Here is a 15805-nt window from a genome sequence, read left to right on the forward strand (position 1 = left end):
GATGAGGGCAACCACCGGGGCGGTGCACCCCTTCTGTCGGCTACCTTACAGGCACGTACACCACAGCGCCGCATGCCGTGGGAGGAAGGTCGTCCGTTTGGATCGCGCGATCCGGCAATGCCAAAGCCCGGGCACGCAGTCGCGCTCGCACGCGCGATTGGGAATCGTTGCGCAGCTCGAGGATGCCCTCATGACGCTTTGCCAGCCCCAACTGCGTTGAAGCTGCGCGCAAAGCAAAAACGCTATCCTGACCCTCCGGAGACACGGATACAGCTTTGACGGCGGCAGTCACTCGTTCGCCGGAGACGGCGCTGCCGATCAACGGCACCACCTCATCCACCATGGTCTGCGCGTCGCTGATGCCAAGGGCCTGACGCGGCGAGTCCCTCAGGTGCTCCCGGTATCGCAAATAAACCAACAACTCAAAGAGGAACGCGTCGATGTGGGCACGACTGGGCAGCCAGACAGCGGCATCTTCACCCATAAGCCGACGTGTCGACGCACCCTCACTCTGCTCGGTCATGGACGACATCTCAACAGGATCTTCAGGCAGCTGGCTCAACACGGCCCACTGCGCGGCAGCGGCCATCAGGGCAGCCACATCCGCGTCAAAGACCAACTCTGTTGGTGCCTGCTGGACTTGGGTCGCCTCGCCGTCGTCCAAAGCACCTGCGCCCATCGCCGAGGGCGGAATGCTCACCACATCGATCCGCCAAGGGAGTTGCGGCACCGATTTTTTCTTGACGTGCAGCGATGCCACGACTTTAGTCACTGGCGGTGCAACTGCAACCGTACCGATTGAGGTAACCCCACGGACTTGCCACAAGCCCTTCCGGATCTGCCGACCTCGGTCTCGGCCACCCTTGGCTTCAAACACGTGCCAAGCGCCCGTCTGCACCGACACCAGATAGTCTGGATGGGTATTGGCGACCACGACCAAGGCATTGCCAGTCAACAGCGCATCGGTATAGACCGATTTGTGCAAGAACGCCATGCCTGGGTCCGCGCCCAGCCATTCATTTGCTGCCAGCCTCGCGACCACTTGGCCATAGAGATAACTAAGCTTGGCCATATCCGACGAATCCAGCAGAGGCAAGAAGTCGCGACTCACGACTTCGCCAGCCACCACGTCGACCGACGCCATCACCGATTGCAAGCGTGCGGCCAAGTAGGCGCCTAGAGCTTGCACGACTGTTGGACCCGCCAGGAGAGTGCTGCCCCAGGGAGTCGCCAGCGCATATCCCACATCCAAAGCGGCCTGCCCGAACATCACCGGGGTCATCGGCCGCACCTTCTGCAAGGCTCCGATCGGACCCACTAGCGGGGCATGCTTGGCAATTAAGACCTTGAACGGCACCATGTGTTTTGGCATCGCCGGCGACTTAGCTTGCACGTAGTACTCGAACACTGTCATGTGGCACTCCTGTTTTGCGCGTCACGGCGTCATTGGGCGACGGCGTATGGCTGCTGGGGCATCACCAAGCGTTAAGGCAAGACCCAGTCCGCTTTCATGGATACCACTATGCGATAGTCAGGTCTTTCGACCGTAAGCGCCCCAAATCAGATAATCCAGTTCAGCGATATTTTCGGCCGAAATATCGTCACTCTTGGCCACGAACGTGCGCAGCCAGAGGGCAAAGGAGAGGTATTTCGAGCCAGCGCTAGCGCCCCATGGGGCGCGAAAGCCATTGGCCTTCTTGAATAGGGCCACCGGTTTGTTAAGCACCGGGTACAGCTCCGGAAAGCGCAGACACAGCATCTCGGACAAAAACGCACCGCGAGCGGGTACGCGCAGGTGCTCGAGTCGGTCAATCTCTTGCACCACCACGTCGTCGCGCTCAAAGCCCCCGGCGTCCAGGATGCGCACGAACGAGATGCTCAGCTGACGAAAATCAGCGCTCTTGCCTGTGCGCTCCCACCCGCTTCCTTGCAGTCGATTTTCGTGCTCGTAGCCCCAAACGTCACGCAGCGCCTCATAGAACTGTTTGCTGGTAAGGGCTTTGGCGGCACATTGGCGAAACAAGCGTTCCAATGCCGGACGATTGGCCTCGTAGGCCTTCATTTGCGCACGCCGCGCCTTCAACAGAATTGCTGCGTCGGGAACGTTAGGCAACACCGGAACGCCTGAGCGTGATTTTGCCGATTTGGTACGCTTGCGCGGCTTTGGCGGCGGCGCCTCCTCGTAGTCCTCAAGCCACTCCGGCGAGCACGGCACCGAGTCCTTTTCGATGGCCGCCACCCACGTGCGTACTGCATCAAACTGAGAACGAGTCAGTGTGGTGTACAGATTCGCCTCGTGATTCTTGGAAAACGCGGCCCGACTGAGATTGGAGGACCCGACCAAAGCGTGGAAGACGCCGTCGCCGTCGCGCCAAAACACCGCCTTCGGATGAAATCCGCTGATATCGTCCGCAACCAAAAATCGATGACGAAATCGTGCAGGAAGCCATCCCATGACGGCCTCGCAAGCGGCTTTCTTGGTCAGGCCAAAATCGCTGCCGACGATGATGCTAAAGGTCTCGCACGAAGCTGGCAGCAGCGCAGGCGGCTCCCAATGCGTCAGGTAAGCCGAGATCACGTACAGCTCCACAGCTTGGGTGAAGGCACGTCGGTAGTGCGACGACAGCGCGCTCACCGTCGCATCTGGCAATAAGACAAGATCCATCTCTAAAAGCCCCTTGGTTGAACGCGCGCCGACTATTGAAGCAGCGCGACGATGCCGTAGATTGTCGCGCGGAAAGCGCTACGATGGTAGCGAGAGACCGAGGCCGATCGGCGCTCGCTGACGAATTCAGCGCGCGTGATCGCTCACTCCTCGCCTGCGCACTTCCTCAATCACTGTCTGCTGCATTTGATGCGTAGCGCAACGTCAGTCGCGCCTACGCTTTCGGCGAGAAAATGGGTGCGTTGGCATTACGCAAAATTTGCTCAGCCGGTGTACTTACGGCAGGAGATTTTTTGGGTCCTAACGTCTTGCAGCCACCGTCCCGGCGTTCCACCCTGGTCCATAGGGCCTCAAAAGCAGCTAAGGTAACGTCTTGGTATCGACTGAGGTACGGTTTTTCGGCCAATCCCTGAGTTCAAACACGTTGCTGGTCAGATGGTTATGGCGTTTCCCGAGAGGGTCCCGCCACCTCCACCAGTTATGGCCCCTAAGTGATTGATTCGCTTAGGGGCTTTTTTATTGGCTTGGTCTGGAATGGTCTGTTTTGGCCTGGGTTTGGTCAACTTTTGATCATGCTCTCTAAGACCTATCATCGGCCCCTTTTGGCTTACGGCGCTTGAACGGCTCTTCCCAAGGCCGTGAGATGCGACGACGCCAGCCCTTCGTGTCGAGCGCATGGTGCCCCAACCATCTTTCCACGAACGAGCGTGCACGGGCCTGGCTCCTCGCATAGCCGTGATACCCAGATTTGCCTGACCCCCTCGGAAGCACCTTCGCCAGCCATCTTCCATCCGGAAAAGCTGTGGTATTCACGTAACCCACAATCGCCTCGTCGATGATCGCGAAGAACGGGGCGCCGGGAGTAGAGGGTGTGGACCAGTCGATGATGGGCATGGCGGGACGATAACGCCCTCGCTGGCACCGTACCTACGAACCACCCCGACGAACTCTTCCACGTCGTGACCGCGGAGGCTCAGCTTAAGGCGACCATCCTTCGTGAACTTGGGCGCCCCGAACTCGTCCCGGGCGTGGCCGATGTGGTACAGCTCATGCTCCACCAGGGCACAGAACTCTGCGTCCGAACATGTGGCGCTGTAGTCAGCGACCAGGGTGATCAGGAAGTCGGGGACGTGTCCGTACCACCCGACCATTTGCTGTTCCTGTCGCCCCTTCTGCCAGGCACCGGAGCGGAAGGTCACCTCCTCGCACTGGCCCAGCACATAGCGCCCGCGCTTCTCGAAGCCGGACGCTGCCCAGAGGAACGAGAACGAGGCGTCCCGTAGATGCGCGTGGTCCTCATTGGCAAGGAAGCCGCCCTCGTCGACGAAGGTGGCCACCGCCCAATCGTGCACCTCTGGCGCAGGGATGAAGCTGTCGGCCCAACCGGCACCATCAACGAACTGGCCCATAGCAGCAGGGGGGAGCGGGCGGTCCACGGTGCACCTCAAAGAAAAAAGCCGCCCGAAGGCGGCTTCAGTATTAGCTCTTCCCAGGCGTAAGTTCGGCCGGACTGAACGTCTCATGCGCGAACGCGCTCCCGGCCCACCAGCGACACCAGCACTTAGACGCTGCATCTGGCTTTGCCTTCCATGCTGGGTTAACCACGACCAGCGCTGGCCCACCGCTCTTGTGGAATACGACATCACCCGCCTTGAATTCACTCATTCCCATCTCCTCGTGCCGTCCATTCGGCGATCCAAGGATACGATGCTACGACTCGACCGCGCCCGCAGCCTCGATCGGCTCCAGTACCAGCGTCAGCCGCGCGTCGGGGGTCTGTAGCTCAGGCTTCCAGAACTCGGGCACCTGGCCGACCTCAGCCCGGTAGGGCTCGTCGGTGATCCGCTTCACGTGGTTGCCCCGGAAGCGCCAGCCAGGGCCGCCTATCTGGTAGTGGATGACCTCGCCCTCGCGGTCGGTGCTCAGGCTGCTGACCATCAGAAAGACTCGAAGCTGGGCGGGGGCAACCATCAGAGCGGGCCGATGGTGAACGCGTACTCGCCTTCATGGCGAATGGTGCCATCAGGAAGGTGCGTGGTGTTGCCCACCCGCATGGGGCCATCCTTAGATATCTCCCACTGCGGCCGGCCATCATCCAGCGTCGCCACCGAACGGATGGTGGCGGGATGTTCTGGTGGTCGACGAACATTTCGCGGCGATCCGATACCGCCGAGATGTCCAGCGAACCGAAGTCCATGTAGGCGTAGCCGTTGCTGGCCATCTTCCAGGGGACCTCGTGTACGCCATTGATCTTGATTCCGGTGATCAAGTCGTCGGCCAGGATGGGCTTGCAGATGGCGCCTTTCAGATAGTCGAGGGTCGCCACGGCGTCGGCTTCGGACGCAGCGGTGCTGCTCTCGGGTTCGCTCATGTCGATGTTGATGTCGATCACCGCCTCGAACGTATGGGCCGCGCTGGGTAACGCACGGGCCAGGTCGCGCGTGCGCACCTCGACCGCGGGGTCGTTGAGGTCGATGCCAGCCTCGGCGGCGACGGCGCGGGTCAGGACATCGAGAATCTCACTTTCGGTGAAGCGAGCCAGGACGCACTTGCTGTTGATTCGATGGTGGGTGAGGTTCATGGGTCGTCCTTCCGGCACTCGGCCGGCGCGATTTCGTGGTTGGCGGTGGTGATCCACCACACAAGGCAGCGGAACCGGGCGGCGCACTTTTCGAAGGCCACGCCCTTGGCTGTGCTGTTGTCCGCGATGTCCCGGACGTTGCGTGTGGGCACCAGCGCGGGCCCCTCGCAGAGCTTCAGCAACTCGTCAGCGGGGCGGGCCTGCTGCACGACCGTTCGGCTTGTCACCACCGGCTCCGGGGCACGGGGTGCCATCGAGCACGCAGCCAAGAGCAGGGGGCACGGCAGTATCCAGTAGGGCTTTCGCATCCGCATTGCTCTTCTCCAGCTCGGCGAGCTTTCGGCGAACCGTGTCGCCCTTCGTGTCGGCCTTGGCCAGTTCGCCCTGCAGTTCGCCCAGGGCTTGACTGTCGATCGTGCGTAGCCGCTTCAGTTCGGCGATCGCGTCGTCCTGATCCTTGTTGGCCTGGACCTGCTGCGACAGGTCGTGGGTGAGGCCGCCTACACGACCCGACACATCGGTCAGGCTGCTGGTCAGCGACGCCACCGTCTGTCTGTTCGTCCACCAGGTAGCGAGCGTCCAGCCGGCGAGCGCGACGACAGCCGCGATCAACCCGTACTCGATGATGAGGCGGGCCTTGGAGGTGATTAGGGACCATCCGCTACGCAGGAGGCTTGTCATTGTCCTGACTCCGGTTAAGACCGAGCTGCTTCCAGACGACACGCTGGATGACTTGGATAGACGCCTCGGCGCCCAGCCATCCGCTGATGCCGACCGTTACGGCCGTCCACTGAAGGCTCAGCCCGCCGATCTGGCATAGCCACATCACGAGCAGCCCGACGAAGCCGGACGCGAGCCCCTGCACGCACGTCGGCCAGAATTGAACAGGCTGGTGCGAGTCCAGCGTGCGCACCACTCGGCCCAGCACGCCGGCCAGTGTCGCGAACGCTGCGAAGGCAACACCCTGTAACCACCCATGGTTCGGATCTTCGGGGACCATCAGGTCACCTTGCCGCCGGCCTTCTGGTAGGCGCGGGTCAGGTCGGCGAGGGTGTGCTCGTGCTGGCCATAGTTGGCACCGGGAAGGCTGGCCCAGCGGCTCGCGCACAGCCGGATGGCCGCAGAGAGGTTGCCGGCCTGGATCTGCTGTACCGCCTTGCACTCGCGCAGCAGCTGGATGGCCCATCGGTCCTGGCTCAGCGGGCCGAAGTCCGCCAGGCCAAGCTGCCGGCGGTACGCGTCCCAGTACCGCCCCATGAACTGGTAACGGCCGGCCGCGTCGGAGTTCAGCGACACGCTGCGGATGCGCGGGTGCTCGGCATAGCTCTGAAACAGGATCGGCTTCGCCGGCGTCGAGCCCACGCATACGCGGTAGCCGTCATCGGTGGCGGGCGTGAGCAGGCGGCCGGAACCCAGCTCAGACCACGCGATCATGTCGAGGAACGCGACGACGTTGCTGCCGCCCGCCTCGTTCGCAGTGATTCTGGCCATATCGGTCCTGCTGGATAAATGGGCCCGCGCCGAAGCGCCGGCGGCCCCGGGGAAAAAGACAAGGCTCGGCAGAAAGTCGTCAGATCGCGCAGGTCGACGGCGCGGCGCCGGCGCTACAAGTGGCGCGTGCACAAAGCGGGCCCCACAGTTAAATTTGGCATTCAACAGAGGACGTGACATGGACAATGAATTCCACACCCCGTTTGGAAAACTGCCACTCAAAGAGACGATCGACTTCGCCAAGAATCTGGGGTTCGTCTACACGTTCCAGATCCTAGCTACGGTCTTGACGGTTCCTCACAATGGCTTATCCCCGCCGTGGACGAACATGATCAGTGTATGTCTGATTACGTTGGCTGGAGGGGTTCTCACCGCGATGGTCATCACCCTGTACATGCGGAACTGGGACGCCTCTCCCGCACGCACCCGCTTGCTTGCGCTGGCGATGTTCGCGTTGGGTGGCGTGCTCGTGCAGAAGCTGACGGAAGCCAGACTGACGGAAGGCTGGTAAAAAAAGCCCCGGCGGATGCCAGGGCTTTTCAGGTCGACGTGATGTGACGTTGCCCATTTTCCACAGAAAAGTTGATCAATCAAGCTCTACGATTGCTTCCAGCATCTGGACCCGCTCGTGATCGGTCAGCGGCTCATTGAACGGGATGTGGAGCCATCCGGCGACGTGGATCTTCGCCAGGCGCAGCAGCTGGCTGAAACGAGTGGTGTCCACCGCCACGCCGATGCGGCGTAGGCGACGGATCTTCTCCATGCGCGGCTGATCCGGGTTCAGGTACTCGGCGCGCAGCACCATCGCCGGCCCGTAGCCGGTGGCCTGACATTCGAGGGCCGCTACCGCTTCGTGCACTTCGTCAGCTGCCGTGCGCTCGGGCTGGTGGCCAAGCCCCGACGGCGCCCTGCCCTCCCATCGAATCAGCGAGGCCAGCCAAGACCCGCTACTGCCGCCGAGGTGCTCCCTCTTGCCTTCGCGATATTCCTTCGCCCATTCGTTGAGGCGAGATTCGAGTGTCGTGGAGCGTCGCATCGGCTTCCCCTGGATAGTCATGTGCGATTTTTCTTCTTGCGGCGTGTCAGCTCGCGGCGGATCAGGTCGGCGCGACTCTGCGAGGCGCGTAGCGTGGCGCGGGCTTCTTCGAATTGGCGGGAGAGGATGCTGGTGGGAATGCCCTCGAAGCCGGTTCGCGACGACGCTTGGCGAGCCTGGCCTGCATGCGAAGCCACGGCCGGCACTCCGCCTGCTCCTCCGGCGTCAGGGCGTCGATCAGCGGCCCCCACTTCATGAAGTCCGGCTCCCGCCGAATGATCGCCAGCGCCTTGCCCAGATGGTGGTAGATGGTCATTCATGCGCCTTTCCAGTGAGCGACCACAGGTAGCGGACCCGGCGGTTGCCCGCCGGGAACCTCTCGCGAGAGACGCGGCCGTGCCGCATCAGGTGGAGCAAGTGGGCAGAGGCATGCTGCGGCGAGATCCCGATCTCCGCGGCGACCTCGCCGGTGACGGCAGGGCCGTCGGCAAGCACGGCCAAGACGCGGGCGGTCTGGGTGATGGCGTCAGTCGCGTTCATGCAGCCCTCGCGGTGCCGATCGATCCAAGTAAACGTAGCGCCTGGTCCACGTTCTCAACGACGTGGACCTTGCAGCCCTTCGCCAACGCCTCGGCGTGGAAGATCGTCTGTGCCGGCGTCAGCTTCCGGCGCGACGGCGGCTTCTCGCCGTCCTTGATCTCAATCAGCGTCCAGCGGCCGCGAAACGCCACCAGCAGGTCTGGAAAGCCGGAACCAACATGGGAGCAGTCAATCACGTAGCCACCGATGCGCTGGAGAGCGCGGACGATCTCGCCCTGGTTGTCGTCGACACGACATGCATACCTCACAGGCACCGTCCTAAAGGTTTTTCCGCAGCCGCCGAAAAACTGTCACTACACACGGAAGGAGACGAAGGATGAACGCTCAGCCAACACCGAAGTACAACACCCTCAAAGAAATTAGCGACCTTATCGCCGAAATGGTGCGCGCGTCCGGCTTGGCTCTTGCCAGCGGCGCGTTCTTGGGTGCCCTCGTCGATGCCGCTTTGCTCAAGCGGAATATGTATATCGGAATCGGCCTTATGGTCCTTGCCGTCATTCAAACTTGCATCAGCATTTGGAAGTACGTGGCAGGGCTCAGCCAGCAGGTCGGCAACCTCGGCTACATCCTGCTCTGTATAGCGGTCCTGCCATTTGCTCTCACCCTCGGGCTCGTGTTGGTGGCAGCATTTCACGCCGGCTTTGGAAGCTGATCGCGACATCATGCAGCAATCCCTTTAACGGTAATGAGGCCCTTGGCGATCATGCGCATCCACGTGCGCACCAGCGCCCGCAGGCAGTAGAAGTTTCGCTCCGCCTCGTAGGCAGCACGGTCACGGGTTTCGGAAACGCTCGGCGAGTCGGTCCAACGGTTGCACTCGCTGCACGCGTAGACGGCTTGCAAGTCCATGGGCTTCAGCGAGCCGCCGCAGTCGCCGAGCCAGCGAAGGTGGGCAAGCACGACCGTCTTCGGGTCGTACAGACAGACACCGGCCTTCCGGATGGTGCAGCCCTCGTCTTGGGCGGACTTGCGCAGCGGCGTCATCGCGGGGCGAGACGCGCGCATGGGTGCCTTGCGCTTCGGTCGCGCCATCACGTCCGGCGCAGCCTTCGCGCCGTCCGCACTGCCCATCTGCGGCACGCGGCCCAGTGCTTTGCCGCGCGCCATCGGCGTCTTCCGGACGAGTCCTTTTGAGGGCCTCACAGCTTCAGCTCCTGCGCGCCTTGCCGATAAACGATGCTCCGCATTAGGGACATATCACCATGGACCGCAAAGCCGTCTCGGACCACATCAAGGAAATCCTCGAACTGACCAGGAACGTCGCATTCGCTTGCGGCATCGTGGTTATCCTCGGCACCGTCGCCTATAACCCGGAGTCGATCGGCGTGCACCAGCACGCGACGCTCATCGGGTGCATAGTCGGAATCATTGGGGTCGGCTACGTGGCACTTTCGATACTTCAGTACGAATTGCGATATCCGGTTACATCCGAGAAACGTTGGGTGCGAGGACTGGCCTGGACTATGCGGTTTTGCCTGCTCCTTCTTCTCAGCGAAGGCGCGTTCATCGCCGTCGCGAACCATACGGACTGGGCGCAGGCACATTCGCTCCGCGAAGAAAGCACGGCGGAACAAGATCATCATCAGGCCGCCCACCGCTGACAACCGTGGAACGGGTCCGGCGACGGCACGTCAACGACGGCTTCGGCGCCTATCTGCTGCACCATGTCGTAAAACGCCGCGAACTCGACCGTGCCCAAGACGTCGCGCTCGCCCTGTTCGTTGGAGGTGGTCGTGCGGCGGGGGCGACGGCGGCGCTCGCCGAAGATGTCCACCACCTCCCAGCCGAAGTACCTGCCACAGAACTCGTGGTGCAGCTCCTCGGCGGTGTAGCCGGTCGCTTCCGTGAGCTTCGGGTAGGCCACACCCCAGAGCGCCGCGTTCTGCGGGCAGGTGCGCTCCTTCCGGGCTTCCTTGATCTCGATGCGCCAGGACTTCGACACCGGCAGCCGGTCGACGAAGGCATGCACGTTGGCCAGCACCGCGCCGCGCTCGGGGCCGTTTGCGTTAAGCGTGTATTTCTGGCTCACGCCGCCATCCTCCCCGGCACGACGCCATGCTTACGCTCGATCGACTCGCTCAGGCAGGCCTTACACCGGGCGAAGTTCACGGTCCCGTCGATCTCGCGCCAGAACTCGCGCGTAGCCGGATGCCAGGAATCCTCGCCGTAGCCGAAGCGCACGCAGCCCTTGCACTCGACGTACTCGCCATCCGGACGGCTCTGGAACTTGTGACGCTTCTTCGGCGCCGCCACCGGGGCGTCGTTGCGCCGCAGGATGCGGTAGACGGTGTTGCGCGCGATACCGACGCCCTGGGCGATGGCGGCGGCGGGCTCCCCGGCGTGGAAACGGCTCCCGACTTGAGCGTGCATGGTGTTCATCAGGCAGCCTGCGGCGGTTCGGGTTCATCGTCGCCAGGGACCTGAATCCCGAGCGTCCTGCGCACCTCTGCGAACGACTGGATGCGCGCCTTACGCGTGCTTTCGTGCTCCAGGCGCGGTCCCGCGCGGAAGGGCACGACCGTGCTGGGCATGGCTTCCAGAAACTTCCTTGGGCTGGGCCAGCGGTCGCAGGTCGTCATCAGCGTTCGGAATGCCTTCCGGAAGCGCGGCAAGTCGCGCTGCTCGTCCCATACGCGATCGCCGCACACCGCCTCCACCCAGACGGCAACGGTGCCGCTCGTGACGTCATGCGCGGGCTGGCCGTCCAAGCTGAGCGCGAGGAGCTTCATCAAGAACGCGGCCAACGACGTGCAGCAGGCGGCCTGACCATGTCGGACATGAAGATCACCAGGCACGAACACGTGAAAGTCGACGTGGCAGTCAACGTTGCGGAGTTGGTGGAGAAATTCACCGACTCACAGCTCGCCACAGTCGGTCTATTCCGGTCTCTCCGTGATGCCGACATCGAGCGGGAGAACATCCTGCGCCAACAGTCCTGGCGCGAGGCTGCCCGGTGCGACGACGACTGCTGCGAGTGCGTTTTGCACGAGGGACGCCCCTCCGTGTCAGCGCTGCTCGGCAACCGCGTTCCGGCCAAGCAGCCCGACGGCAGCGAGGCTGCCTTCTGGCACGAGATCAGGAACCTCCTGCTGCGTCGCGACTTCAACGCTGTGACGCGCGAGGTCGAGGCCCGCGCGTGGAACCGCGGCGGCGTGTCGATCCTTCTTGCCGAACCCGCTAAGGCTGCCTGACATGGCCGCCGAGGTGCAAGCCGACCTCTTCCAGGGCTGGACGGGCTGGACGGGCTGGTTCGACAACCAGGCCACCAGCTGCCGCGAGCACTGGAACAACGGTGTTTGCGGCCGGTACGCACCTCGGACCTCTATCGCTCCCCACGCCCACCACCGCGAACTCCGCGCGCCGTGGGGCTCAAACCCAGACCTGCCGGCGGATGCCGTGAAGGAAGAAAATTGAAACCGATCCAGCACCTCGGCAACGTTTCCGGCGGCAAGGACAGCACGGCGGTGTATCTCAAGCTTATCGAGTCAGGGCGCCCTTTCCGTGCAGTGATGGCCGACACCGGAAACGAGCATGAGGCGACGTACGAATACGTGGCACGCCTGCATGAGCGTACTGGCGGTCCGAAGGTCGAGATTGCCGACTTCTCTCGGCAGCTGGCCAAGCATCGCGACTACATCCTGCGGGTGTGGCCGACCCAAGGCATTTCCCAGGCAATCGTGGACGAGGCCGCTCGCCTCCATGAGCCGACCGGAAACCCGTTCCTAGACCTCTGCATCAGCAAGGGCCGGTTTCCGTCGCGCATGGCACAGTTCTGCACCGAAGAGCTGAAGACCCTTCCGATCACGCTCCAGGTCGTTGGTCCGATGCTGCGCAGAGGGCCGGTACTCCAATGGCTCGGCATCCGGGCGGAAGAGAGTGCTAACCGGGCGAAGCAACCGATCTGGAACCGCCATGAGTCCGGGTCGATGATCTGGCGCCCCATATTCAGCTGGAAAGTCGAAGACGCATGGGCCATCCATCGGCGCCATGGGCTCCTGCCCAACCCGCTCTACGCCATGGGCGCAAAGCGCGTTTGATACTGGCCGTGTGTGAACTGTCGTAAGGACGAGCTTCGCCTGATCGCCGATAGGACGCCAGAGCACATTGACCGAATCGAGCGATGGGAGGCGGTTGTAGCTGCGGCTAACAAGCACGGTTCGGCCACATTCTTCCCCGCCGTTACAGATCCTACCGACGTGGACCGGCCGGGCACATATTCCCGCATCCGGACGCTGGTCGAGTGGGCCCGCACAGGCCGAGGCGGACGCCAGTACGACATCTTCATGCAGCACCAGGCCGGCGGCGGCTGCACGTCCGACCTGGGCCTCTGCGAGAGAGAAGCAGCGTGAGTACCCTATTGCACGCGAAGATCGGGCGGGCTTCCGAGGATCAGCTGCAGGCGCTCTACTGTCAGCGTGAGGCGATGCCGCGCACCGGCGAGAGCCGGCTCACAGACAGCCCATCCTTCCCGAGTAATGCCGGGAGACCGGCTTCCATAGTCGTCATCTATGGAGTAAGCGAGTGTCATTCCAACCTGATGGACGTACTGGCGCGCGCAAGCTGCCGCAGCCAATGCATCGACCGCCAGCAGCGGAGAGCAACCCTTCAGCTCTTCCACAATTCCGGCAACAGGCTCCAGAGCTTGGGCGGCCGGATTGAAGCTAAGCCAGTAACCTTCCGGGTCTATGGCGTCCGCATGATCACACAATGCGTATATCCGCTTGATCGCAATGAGTGCATCCACCATGAGCGGAAGGTGCAGTACAGCAGTTCGAAAGTCGGCAATTTGCTGATCTTGAAGTCTCTCCAGTACAACGCGTTCGCGGTCCGCTTGCCAGAGTCGAGCCGACGCCAAGATTGCTGCGACGGAGAAAATAGCCTGCGCCCATGCCGCAGCGACCTCACTCGTCGCCCAGCTCGGCGCGTTCGTTATGACCGCAAGGACTACACCGCATACGACTGCCACGCAAAGCGAGAGCATTCGCTCGAAATTGAACTTGTCCATCTGCAAATCCCCTGCTCGGCTCCCATGCAGATCTTGACGCCAGGTGCGGCCACCGACAAGCCCCTGCAAGTCATCGAGGTCGAGATCTCAACGCAATACCTTCTCGACACGCTTCCGCCGGCGCAGGAGGCAGCATGACCACGAAGCGAATCACCCAGCGCGAGGCGCAGGCGTTACGGCAGCGCGTCGCTGTACTCCAGCAGCGCGAAGACAACTGCCGGTCGGCCTGGGTCAAGGACTATCCCGGCAGCACGCATCTCTGCTCGATCGTCATCGGCGACGTCGATGCGGCCCGGGTTCGGGTCGCCCGCCTTCTCGAACACGCCGTCGTGGTCACCAACGGCGACCGTGACGAGATCCACCTCAACGCCCTCCCAGTGGCAAAGGACACCGACGCATGAGCAACGAACTCTGGTGCGTACACATCGAAGGCCCCGACGACGTCATCGCCATGCCGTCCCGGGCAGCGGCAGAAACCGTCGCGAAGAAGATCAATGCCGACTTCGCTGATTCAAAGGCGAAGCACGGCGTGACCATCAAAGCAACTGCGAAGCGCTACACGCATGGTGCGGAATCTCACCAGCGCAATCTGGCAGAGAACTACAGCGACTACGCCCCGATGGTCGAGGGCCCGACAGCATGACGCGCCGCATCTACCTCGACCTCGACGGCGTCATGGCCGACTTCGACGGCTCGTTCCCCGCCGTCTTCGGCCTGGATCACCGCAGCATGGCCGACGACGCCCTGTGGCTGCACATCAACGGCCATCCGTCGTTCCTCCGCGACCTGCCGCCCATGACCGGCGCCGTCGCGATCCTGCAGCGGGCGGCCGGACACATCGAGGCCCGTGCCGCCCAGCGCGACCAGGCGCAGGGCGAGCGCAGCATGGCCCGCACGGTCGGCGCCTTCAACGCCCTGACCGGGCACCAGCTCAGCGAGCGGGACGGATGGCTGTTCATGGTCACCCTGAAGATGGCGCGCGCCTGCAGCACGCCGACGGGTCTTCCGGACGACTCCGAGGACATGTGCGGCTGCGGCGCGCTGGCCGGCGAAGGGGTTGCGGCCGTGACGGGCCAGTTACAAGCTGTCCACGAGAGCGCTCAGTGGCGAGATCGAACCGTAACCAAAGGCAGCAATGCTCACCATGAAGGAAAAAATCGCGCCGCGCAGATAGTGCTTGTGGCCGCCCTTCTTAGCAAAATCGTTTTCCTCCTGAAGAAGTCTCAGGTTCGTCAAGTAAGCCATTGCATATGCAAAGGCGCAGCAGAGCGCGCCTACGGCAAAGGCTTCCACGCTGTGCAGGAGCGCGCGTACCGGCACAACCAGGGCGAGGTCTTTCAGGTTAGCGATCACGATGACTGCGGCACCCGCATTGATCAAGCCGGAGAACTTGAGCGCCTCGGTCGACAGAGTTGTGAGCGAACCAAATATGTCACTGTGCACGGAGGCATTGGCCATGCGTGAAATCCCCATCCTGTTCAGTGCGCCGATAGTGCTCGCCACCCGCTATGGGTGCAAGATGCCGGCTGACACGCAGCGGTACGGCAGATCACAGGGAGGTGCGGCCGCAAAGGTCCTATTCCACAAGACGTCCAATGGCTTTCAGAGCCTTCTCCGCAGCGGATTTAGCCTGTTTAGCCTGCGCGAGTGTTTTCGCCCATTCATCCTCTTCGTACGACCACAATTCGATCGGACCATCAAATGCTCGTCGACCTCCAAAATCGCGAAAAACATCGCGGAGACGCTGGAGAAGAAAGTAAGCGTGCTGCGCTGGCTTCGATGCTTCGCCGAGGTCCTGAAGATAGGGGCGAAGCGCCTCGAGGCTCGGTGGGAGCACCGGAAGATTCCAGAAACGTATGGAATCCTCGTCAGTCGGGCCCGTATTGCCAATTCGTTCCGGAGCGGCACCGGATTCGACCTGGGTGATACCCCACTCAAGCTGAGCAAGCACCTCCACCATCTCGGGAACGAGGGCGATCGCAGCAGACCGAGCAACAGCGTGATCCTTTGCTTTACTTGCGCGCCGATCGCTGCGCGCAAGAACGACAGTGGCACCAATCGTGACCACTGCTCCCACAGCCTGGACCCAAGCTGCCCATTCGGAGCTGTTCATGCGTGAACTCCCCATGTTTACGAATGGCGCCATGGTGCGCGGTGCTCGGGCGTCAGGCAAGTCAGCGGCCTGTTCTGCGCCGGGCCCGCTCCCGCACTCGGTGCAGCGCCGCGTGGTCGCCGCACTCATGCCTGGTACGCCAACGTCCTACCGCCCAGGCAGTGCCGGCGCACAGCAGACCGGTGACCATCACTACGCCGAAGATCAGATTGACGCACTGGCCGAAAATGTAACTCGCGTAGCTGTACGGCCGGAGCAGGAGCGCCAGGACCATGCGTCAGCTTCCTCTCTTTTTGAACAACTCAATGGTGCGC

Annotated in this window: 29 protein-coding genes; 9 read left to right on the forward strand and 20 right to left on the reverse strand. The window is 62.5% G+C overall.

All coding sequences use genetic code 11. The annotated features are described in order from the left end of the window. Nucleotides 1–40 precede the first annotated feature (40 nt). The 10 genes from ACVKN3_RS08490 to ACVKN3_RS08535 all read right to left on the reverse strand — a co-directional run bounded on the left by ACVKN3_RS08490 (nt 41) and on the right by ACVKN3_RS08535 (nt 6737). Entirely contained in the window at nt 41–1414 is a 1374-nt protein-coding gene (locus ACVKN3_RS08490; protein WP_354514360.1) for a hypothetical protein, read from the reverse strand. A gap of 117 nt (nt 1415–1531) precedes the next feature. Next, nucleotides 1532–2665: a phospholipase D family protein gene (locus ACVKN3_RS08495; RefSeq protein ID WP_354514358.1), complete on the reverse strand. Its 1134-nt coding sequence runs from the start codon at nt 2663–2665 to the stop codon at nt 1532–1534. A gap of 809 nt (nt 2666–3474) precedes the next feature. Next, nucleotides 3475–4101 carry a putative metallopeptidase gene (locus ACVKN3_RS08500; protein WP_354514356.1) on the reverse strand — a complete coding sequence of 209 codons (627 nt, stop codon included), beginning with the start codon at nt 4099–4101 and terminating at the stop codon, nt 3475–3477. Nucleotides 4102–4144: 43 nt separating this feature from the next. Continuing rightward, nucleotides 4145–4336 (reverse strand): DUF2158 domain-containing protein, encoded by a 192-nt coding sequence (locus tag ACVKN3_RS08505; RefSeq protein ID WP_456991552.1) that lies wholly within the window; start codon nt 4334–4336, stop codon nt 4145–4147. Between the two features lie 39 nt (nt 4337–4375). Further along, nucleotides 4376–4516, reverse strand: coding sequence for a hypothetical protein (locus ACVKN3_RS08510; RefSeq protein ID WP_354514352.1), 141 nt, complete (start codon nt 4514–4516; stop codon nt 4376–4378). Continuing rightward, a complete protein-coding gene (locus ACVKN3_RS08515) occupies nt 4482–5246 on the reverse strand; it encodes a hypothetical protein (RefSeq protein ID WP_354514350.1) in 765 nt (254 codons plus the stop codon). The genes ACVKN3_RS08510 and ACVKN3_RS08515 overlap by 35 nt, the downstream gene beginning before the upstream one ends. Next, complete coding sequence (locus ACVKN3_RS08520) at nt 5243–5473, reverse strand: hypothetical protein (RefSeq protein WP_354514348.1); 231 nt, start codon at nt 5471–5473, stop codon at nt 5243–5245. Before ACVKN3_RS08520 ends, ACVKN3_RS08515 begins: the two co-directional genes overlap by 4 nt. After that, complete coding sequence (locus ACVKN3_RS08525) at nt 5433–5927, reverse strand: hypothetical protein (RefSeq protein ID WP_354514346.1); 495 nt, start codon at nt 5925–5927, stop codon at nt 5433–5435. Before ACVKN3_RS08525 ends, ACVKN3_RS08520 begins: the two co-directional genes overlap by 41 nt. Then, a complete protein-coding gene (locus ACVKN3_RS08530; protein ID WP_354514344.1) occupies nt 5908–6246 on the reverse strand; it encodes a phage holin family protein in 339 nt (112 codons plus the stop codon). The genes ACVKN3_RS08525 and ACVKN3_RS08530 overlap by 20 nt, the downstream gene beginning before the upstream one ends. After that, the gene (locus tag ACVKN3_RS08535) at nt 6246–6737 is read right to left on the reverse strand and encodes a glycoside hydrolase family 24 protein (protein ID WP_354514342.1); all 492 of its coding nucleotides are present in this window, start codon (nt 6735–6737) and stop codon (nt 6246–6248) included. The genes ACVKN3_RS08530 and ACVKN3_RS08535 overlap by 1 nt, the downstream gene beginning before the upstream one ends. A 178-nt stretch (nt 6738–6915) precedes the next feature. On the opposite strand from ACVKN3_RS08535, the gene ACVKN3_RS08540 reads away from it, so the two are divergent. Next, nucleotides 6916–7248, forward strand: coding sequence for a hypothetical protein (locus ACVKN3_RS08540; protein ID WP_354514340.1), 333 nt, complete (start codon nt 6916–6918; stop codon nt 7246–7248). A gap of 75 nt (nt 7249–7323) precedes the next feature. Here the strand turns inward: ACVKN3_RS08540 and ACVKN3_RS08545 are convergent, their stop codons facing one another. From ACVKN3_RS08545 to ACVKN3_RS08560, 4 genes are read right to left on the reverse strand one after another with little or no spacing between them, the layout of a single operon-like run. Beyond that, nucleotides 7324–7794: a hypothetical protein gene (locus ACVKN3_RS08545; RefSeq protein WP_354514338.1), complete on the reverse strand. Its 471-nt coding sequence runs from the start codon at nt 7792–7794 to the stop codon at nt 7324–7326. Between the two features lie 40 nt (nt 7795–7834). Beyond that, nucleotides 7835–8089, reverse strand: coding sequence for a hypothetical protein (locus ACVKN3_RS08550; protein WP_354514336.1), 255 nt, complete (start codon nt 8087–8089; stop codon nt 7835–7837). Beyond that, nucleotides 8086–8313, reverse strand: a complete 228-nt coding sequence (locus ACVKN3_RS08555; RefSeq protein ID WP_354514335.1) for a helix-turn-helix domain-containing protein — start codon at nt 8311–8313, stop codon at nt 8086–8088. The genes ACVKN3_RS08550 and ACVKN3_RS08555 overlap by 4 nt, the downstream gene beginning before the upstream one ends. After that, nucleotides 8310–8621, reverse strand: a complete 312-nt coding sequence (locus ACVKN3_RS08560) for a hypothetical protein (RefSeq protein ID WP_354514334.1) — start codon at nt 8619–8621, stop codon at nt 8310–8312. The genes ACVKN3_RS08555 and ACVKN3_RS08560 overlap by 4 nt, the downstream gene beginning before the upstream one ends. 68 nt (nt 8622–8689) lie before the next feature. On the opposite strand from ACVKN3_RS08560, the gene ACVKN3_RS08565 reads away from it, so the two are divergent. Then, complete coding sequence (locus tag ACVKN3_RS08565) at nt 8690–9025, forward strand: hypothetical protein (protein WP_354514332.1); 336 nt, start codon at nt 8690–8692, stop codon at nt 9023–9025. 8 nt (nt 9026–9033) lie between these two features. On the opposite strand, the gene ACVKN3_RS08570 is transcribed toward ACVKN3_RS08565, so the two are convergent. After that, complete coding sequence (locus ACVKN3_RS08570) at nt 9034–9480, reverse strand: nuclease domain-containing protein (protein WP_354514330.1); 447 nt, start codon at nt 9478–9480, stop codon at nt 9034–9036. A gap of 95 nt (nt 9481–9575) precedes the next feature. Between ACVKN3_RS08570 and ACVKN3_RS08575 the strand changes: the two genes are divergently transcribed. Continuing rightward, the gene (locus tag ACVKN3_RS08575; protein WP_354514328.1) at nt 9576–9974 is read left to right on the forward strand and encodes a hypothetical protein; all 399 of its coding nucleotides are present in this window, start codon (nt 9576–9578) and stop codon (nt 9972–9974) included. On the opposite strand, the gene ACVKN3_RS08580 is transcribed toward ACVKN3_RS08575, so the two are convergent. From ACVKN3_RS08580 to ACVKN3_RS08590, 3 genes are read right to left on the reverse strand one after another with little or no spacing between them, the layout of a single operon-like run. Next, nucleotides 9956–10402, reverse strand: coding sequence for a hypothetical protein (locus tag ACVKN3_RS08580; protein ID WP_354514326.1), 447 nt, complete (start codon nt 10400–10402; stop codon nt 9956–9958). The two genes, ACVKN3_RS08575 and ACVKN3_RS08580, sit on opposite strands and share 19 nt — an antisense overlap. Continuing rightward, nucleotides 10399–10752 carry a helix-turn-helix domain-containing protein gene (locus ACVKN3_RS08585; RefSeq protein WP_354514324.1) on the reverse strand — a complete coding sequence of 118 codons (354 nt, stop codon included), beginning with the start codon at nt 10750–10752 and terminating at the stop codon, nt 10399–10401. The genes ACVKN3_RS08580 and ACVKN3_RS08585 overlap by 4 nt, the downstream gene beginning before the upstream one ends. Next, a complete protein-coding gene (locus ACVKN3_RS08590) occupies nt 10752–11102 on the reverse strand; it encodes a hypothetical protein (RefSeq protein ID WP_354514322.1) in 351 nt (116 codons plus the stop codon). Before ACVKN3_RS08590 ends, ACVKN3_RS08585 begins: the two co-directional genes overlap by 1 nt. Before the next feature lie 39 nt (nt 11103–11141). Between ACVKN3_RS08590 and ACVKN3_RS08595 the strand changes: the two genes are divergently transcribed. The 3 genes from ACVKN3_RS08595 to ACVKN3_RS08605 are packed head-to-tail and all read left to right on the forward strand — an operon-like array spanning nt 11142 to nt 12410. Next, the gene (locus tag ACVKN3_RS08595) at nt 11142–11564 is read left to right on the forward strand and encodes a hypothetical protein (RefSeq protein ID WP_354514320.1); all 423 of its coding nucleotides are present in this window, start codon (nt 11142–11144) and stop codon (nt 11562–11564) included. A gap of 1 nt (nt 11565) precedes the next feature. Further along, nucleotides 11566–11787, forward strand: a complete 222-nt coding sequence (locus tag ACVKN3_RS08600; protein WP_354514318.1) for a hypothetical protein — start codon at nt 11566–11568, stop codon at nt 11785–11787. Further along, nucleotides 11784–12410 carry a phosphoadenosine phosphosulfate reductase family protein gene (locus ACVKN3_RS08605; protein ID WP_354514316.1) on the forward strand — a complete coding sequence of 209 codons (627 nt, stop codon included), beginning with the start codon at nt 11784–11786 and terminating at the stop codon, nt 12408–12410. The genes ACVKN3_RS08600 and ACVKN3_RS08605 overlap by 4 nt, the downstream gene beginning before the upstream one ends. 317 nt (nt 12411–12727) lie before the next feature. Here ACVKN3_RS08605 and ACVKN3_RS08610 read toward each other — a convergent pair whose 3' ends face one another. After that, nucleotides 12728–13378, reverse strand: a complete 651-nt coding sequence (locus ACVKN3_RS08610) for a hypothetical protein (protein WP_354514314.1) — start codon at nt 13376–13378, stop codon at nt 12728–12730. A gap of 134 nt (nt 13379–13512) precedes the next feature. Here ACVKN3_RS08610 and ACVKN3_RS08615 point away from each other — a divergent pair, with 134 nt between their 5' ends. The 3 genes from ACVKN3_RS08615 to ACVKN3_RS08625 are packed head-to-tail and all read left to right on the forward strand — an operon-like array spanning nt 13513 to nt 14842. Beyond that, nucleotides 13513–13779 (forward strand): hypothetical protein, encoded by a 267-nt coding sequence (locus tag ACVKN3_RS08615; RefSeq protein WP_354514312.1) that lies wholly within the window; start codon nt 13513–13515, stop codon nt 13777–13779. Then, a complete protein-coding gene (locus tag ACVKN3_RS08620) occupies nt 13776–14021 on the forward strand; it encodes a hypothetical protein (protein ID WP_354514310.1) in 246 nt (81 codons plus the stop codon). The genes ACVKN3_RS08615 and ACVKN3_RS08620 overlap by 4 nt, the downstream gene beginning before the upstream one ends. Then, a complete protein-coding gene (locus ACVKN3_RS08625; RefSeq protein ID WP_354514308.1) occupies nt 14018–14842 on the forward strand; it encodes a hypothetical protein in 825 nt (274 codons plus the stop codon). Before ACVKN3_RS08620 ends, ACVKN3_RS08625 begins: the two co-directional genes overlap by 4 nt. A 112-nt stretch (nt 14843–14954) precedes the next feature. Here the strand turns inward: ACVKN3_RS08625 and ACVKN3_RS08630 are convergent, their stop codons facing one another. Further along, complete coding sequence (locus ACVKN3_RS08630) at nt 14955–15491, reverse strand: hypothetical protein (RefSeq protein ID WP_354514306.1); 537 nt, start codon at nt 15489–15491, stop codon at nt 14955–14957. Nucleotides 15492–15805 lie beyond the last annotated feature (314 nt).

This window comes from Luteibacter sp. PvP120 (assembly GCF_054055715.1).

What these genes read in the sequence shown, in the direction of transcription:
- ACVKN3_RS08595 (WP_354514320.1), top strand. Translation starts at nt 11,142, where the DNA reads ATGTCGGACATGAAGATCACCAGGCACGAACACGTGAAAGTCGACGTG.
- ACVKN3_RS08565 (WP_354514332.1), top strand. Translation starts at nt 8,690, where the DNA reads ATGAACGCTCAGCCAACACCGAAGTACAACACCCTCAAAGAAATTAGC.
- ACVKN3_RS08540 (WP_354514340.1), top strand. Translation starts at nt 6,916, where the DNA reads ATGGACAATGAATTCCACACCCCGTTTGGAAAACTGCCACTCAAAGAG.
- ACVKN3_RS08570 (WP_354514330.1), bottom strand. Translation starts at nt 9,480, where the DNA reads ATGGCGCGCGGCAAAGCACTGGGCCGCGTGCCGCAGATGGGCAGTGCG.
- ACVKN3_RS08575 (WP_354514328.1), top strand. Translation starts at nt 9,576, where the DNA reads ATGGACCGCAAAGCCGTCTCGGACCACATCAAGGAAATCCTCGAACTG.
- ACVKN3_RS08535 (WP_354514342.1), bottom strand. Translation starts at nt 6,737, where the DNA reads ATGGCCAGAATCACTGCGAACGAGGCGGGCGGCAGCAACGTCGTCGCG.
- ACVKN3_RS08545 (WP_354514338.1), bottom strand. Translation starts at nt 7,794, where the DNA reads ATGACTATCCAGGGGAAGCCGATGCGACGCTCCACGACACTCGAATCT.
- ACVKN3_RS08490 (WP_354514360.1), bottom strand. Translation starts at nt 1,414, where the DNA reads ATGACAGTGTTCGAGTACTACGTGCAAGCTAAGTCGCCGGCGATGCCA.
- ACVKN3_RS08530 (WP_354514344.1), bottom strand. Translation starts at nt 6,246, where the DNA reads ATGGTCCCCGAAGATCCGAACCATGGGTGGTTACAGGGTGTTGCCTTC.
- ACVKN3_RS08600 (WP_354514318.1), top strand. Translation starts at nt 11,566, where the DNA reads ATGGCCGCCGAGGTGCAAGCCGACCTCTTCCAGGGCTGGACGGGCTGG.
- ACVKN3_RS08615 (WP_354514312.1), top strand. Translation starts at nt 13,513, where the DNA reads ATGACCACGAAGCGAATCACCCAGCGCGAGGCGCAGGCGTTACGGCAG.
- ACVKN3_RS08515 (WP_354514350.1), bottom strand. Translation starts at nt 5,246, where the DNA reads ATGAACCTCACCCACCATCGAATCAACAGCAAGTGCGTCCTGGCTCGC.
- ACVKN3_RS08630 (WP_354514306.1), bottom strand. Translation starts at nt 15,491, where the DNA reads ATGAACAGCTCCGAATGGGCAGCTTGGGTCCAGGCTGTGGGAGCAGTG.
- ACVKN3_RS08505 (WP_456991552.1), bottom strand. Translation starts at nt 4,336, where the DNA reads ATGGGAATGAGTGAATTCAAGGCGGGTGATGTCGTATTCCACAAGAGC.
- ACVKN3_RS08550 (WP_354514336.1), bottom strand. Translation starts at nt 8,089, where the DNA reads ATGACCATCTACCACCATCTGGGCAAGGCGCTGGCGATCATTCGGCGG.
- ACVKN3_RS08495 (WP_354514358.1), bottom strand. Translation starts at nt 2,665, where the DNA reads ATGGATCTTGTCTTATTGCCAGATGCGACGGTGAGCGCGCTGTCGTCG.
- ACVKN3_RS08590 (WP_354514322.1), bottom strand. Translation starts at nt 11,102, where the DNA reads ATGAAGCTCCTCGCGCTCAGCTTGGACGGCCAGCCCGCGCATGACGTC.
- ACVKN3_RS08555 (WP_354514335.1), bottom strand. Translation starts at nt 8,313, where the DNA reads ATGAACGCGACTGACGCCATCACCCAGACCGCCCGCGTCTTGGCCGTG.
- ACVKN3_RS08525 (WP_354514346.1), bottom strand. Translation starts at nt 5,927, where the DNA reads ATGACAAGCCTCCTGCGTAGCGGATGGTCCCTAATCACCTCCAAGGCC.
- ACVKN3_RS08585 (WP_354514324.1), bottom strand. Translation starts at nt 10,752, where the DNA reads ATGAACACCATGCACGCTCAAGTCGGGAGCCGTTTCCACGCCGGGGAG.
- ACVKN3_RS08625 (WP_354514308.1), top strand. Translation starts at nt 14,018, where the DNA reads ATGACGCGCCGCATCTACCTCGACCTCGACGGCGTCATGGCCGACTTC.
- ACVKN3_RS08610 (WP_354514314.1), bottom strand. Translation starts at nt 13,378, where the DNA reads ATGGACAAGTTCAATTTCGAGCGAATGCTCTCGCTTTGCGTGGCAGTC.
- ACVKN3_RS08620 (WP_354514310.1), top strand. Translation starts at nt 13,776, where the DNA reads ATGAGCAACGAACTCTGGTGCGTACACATCGAAGGCCCCGACGACGTC.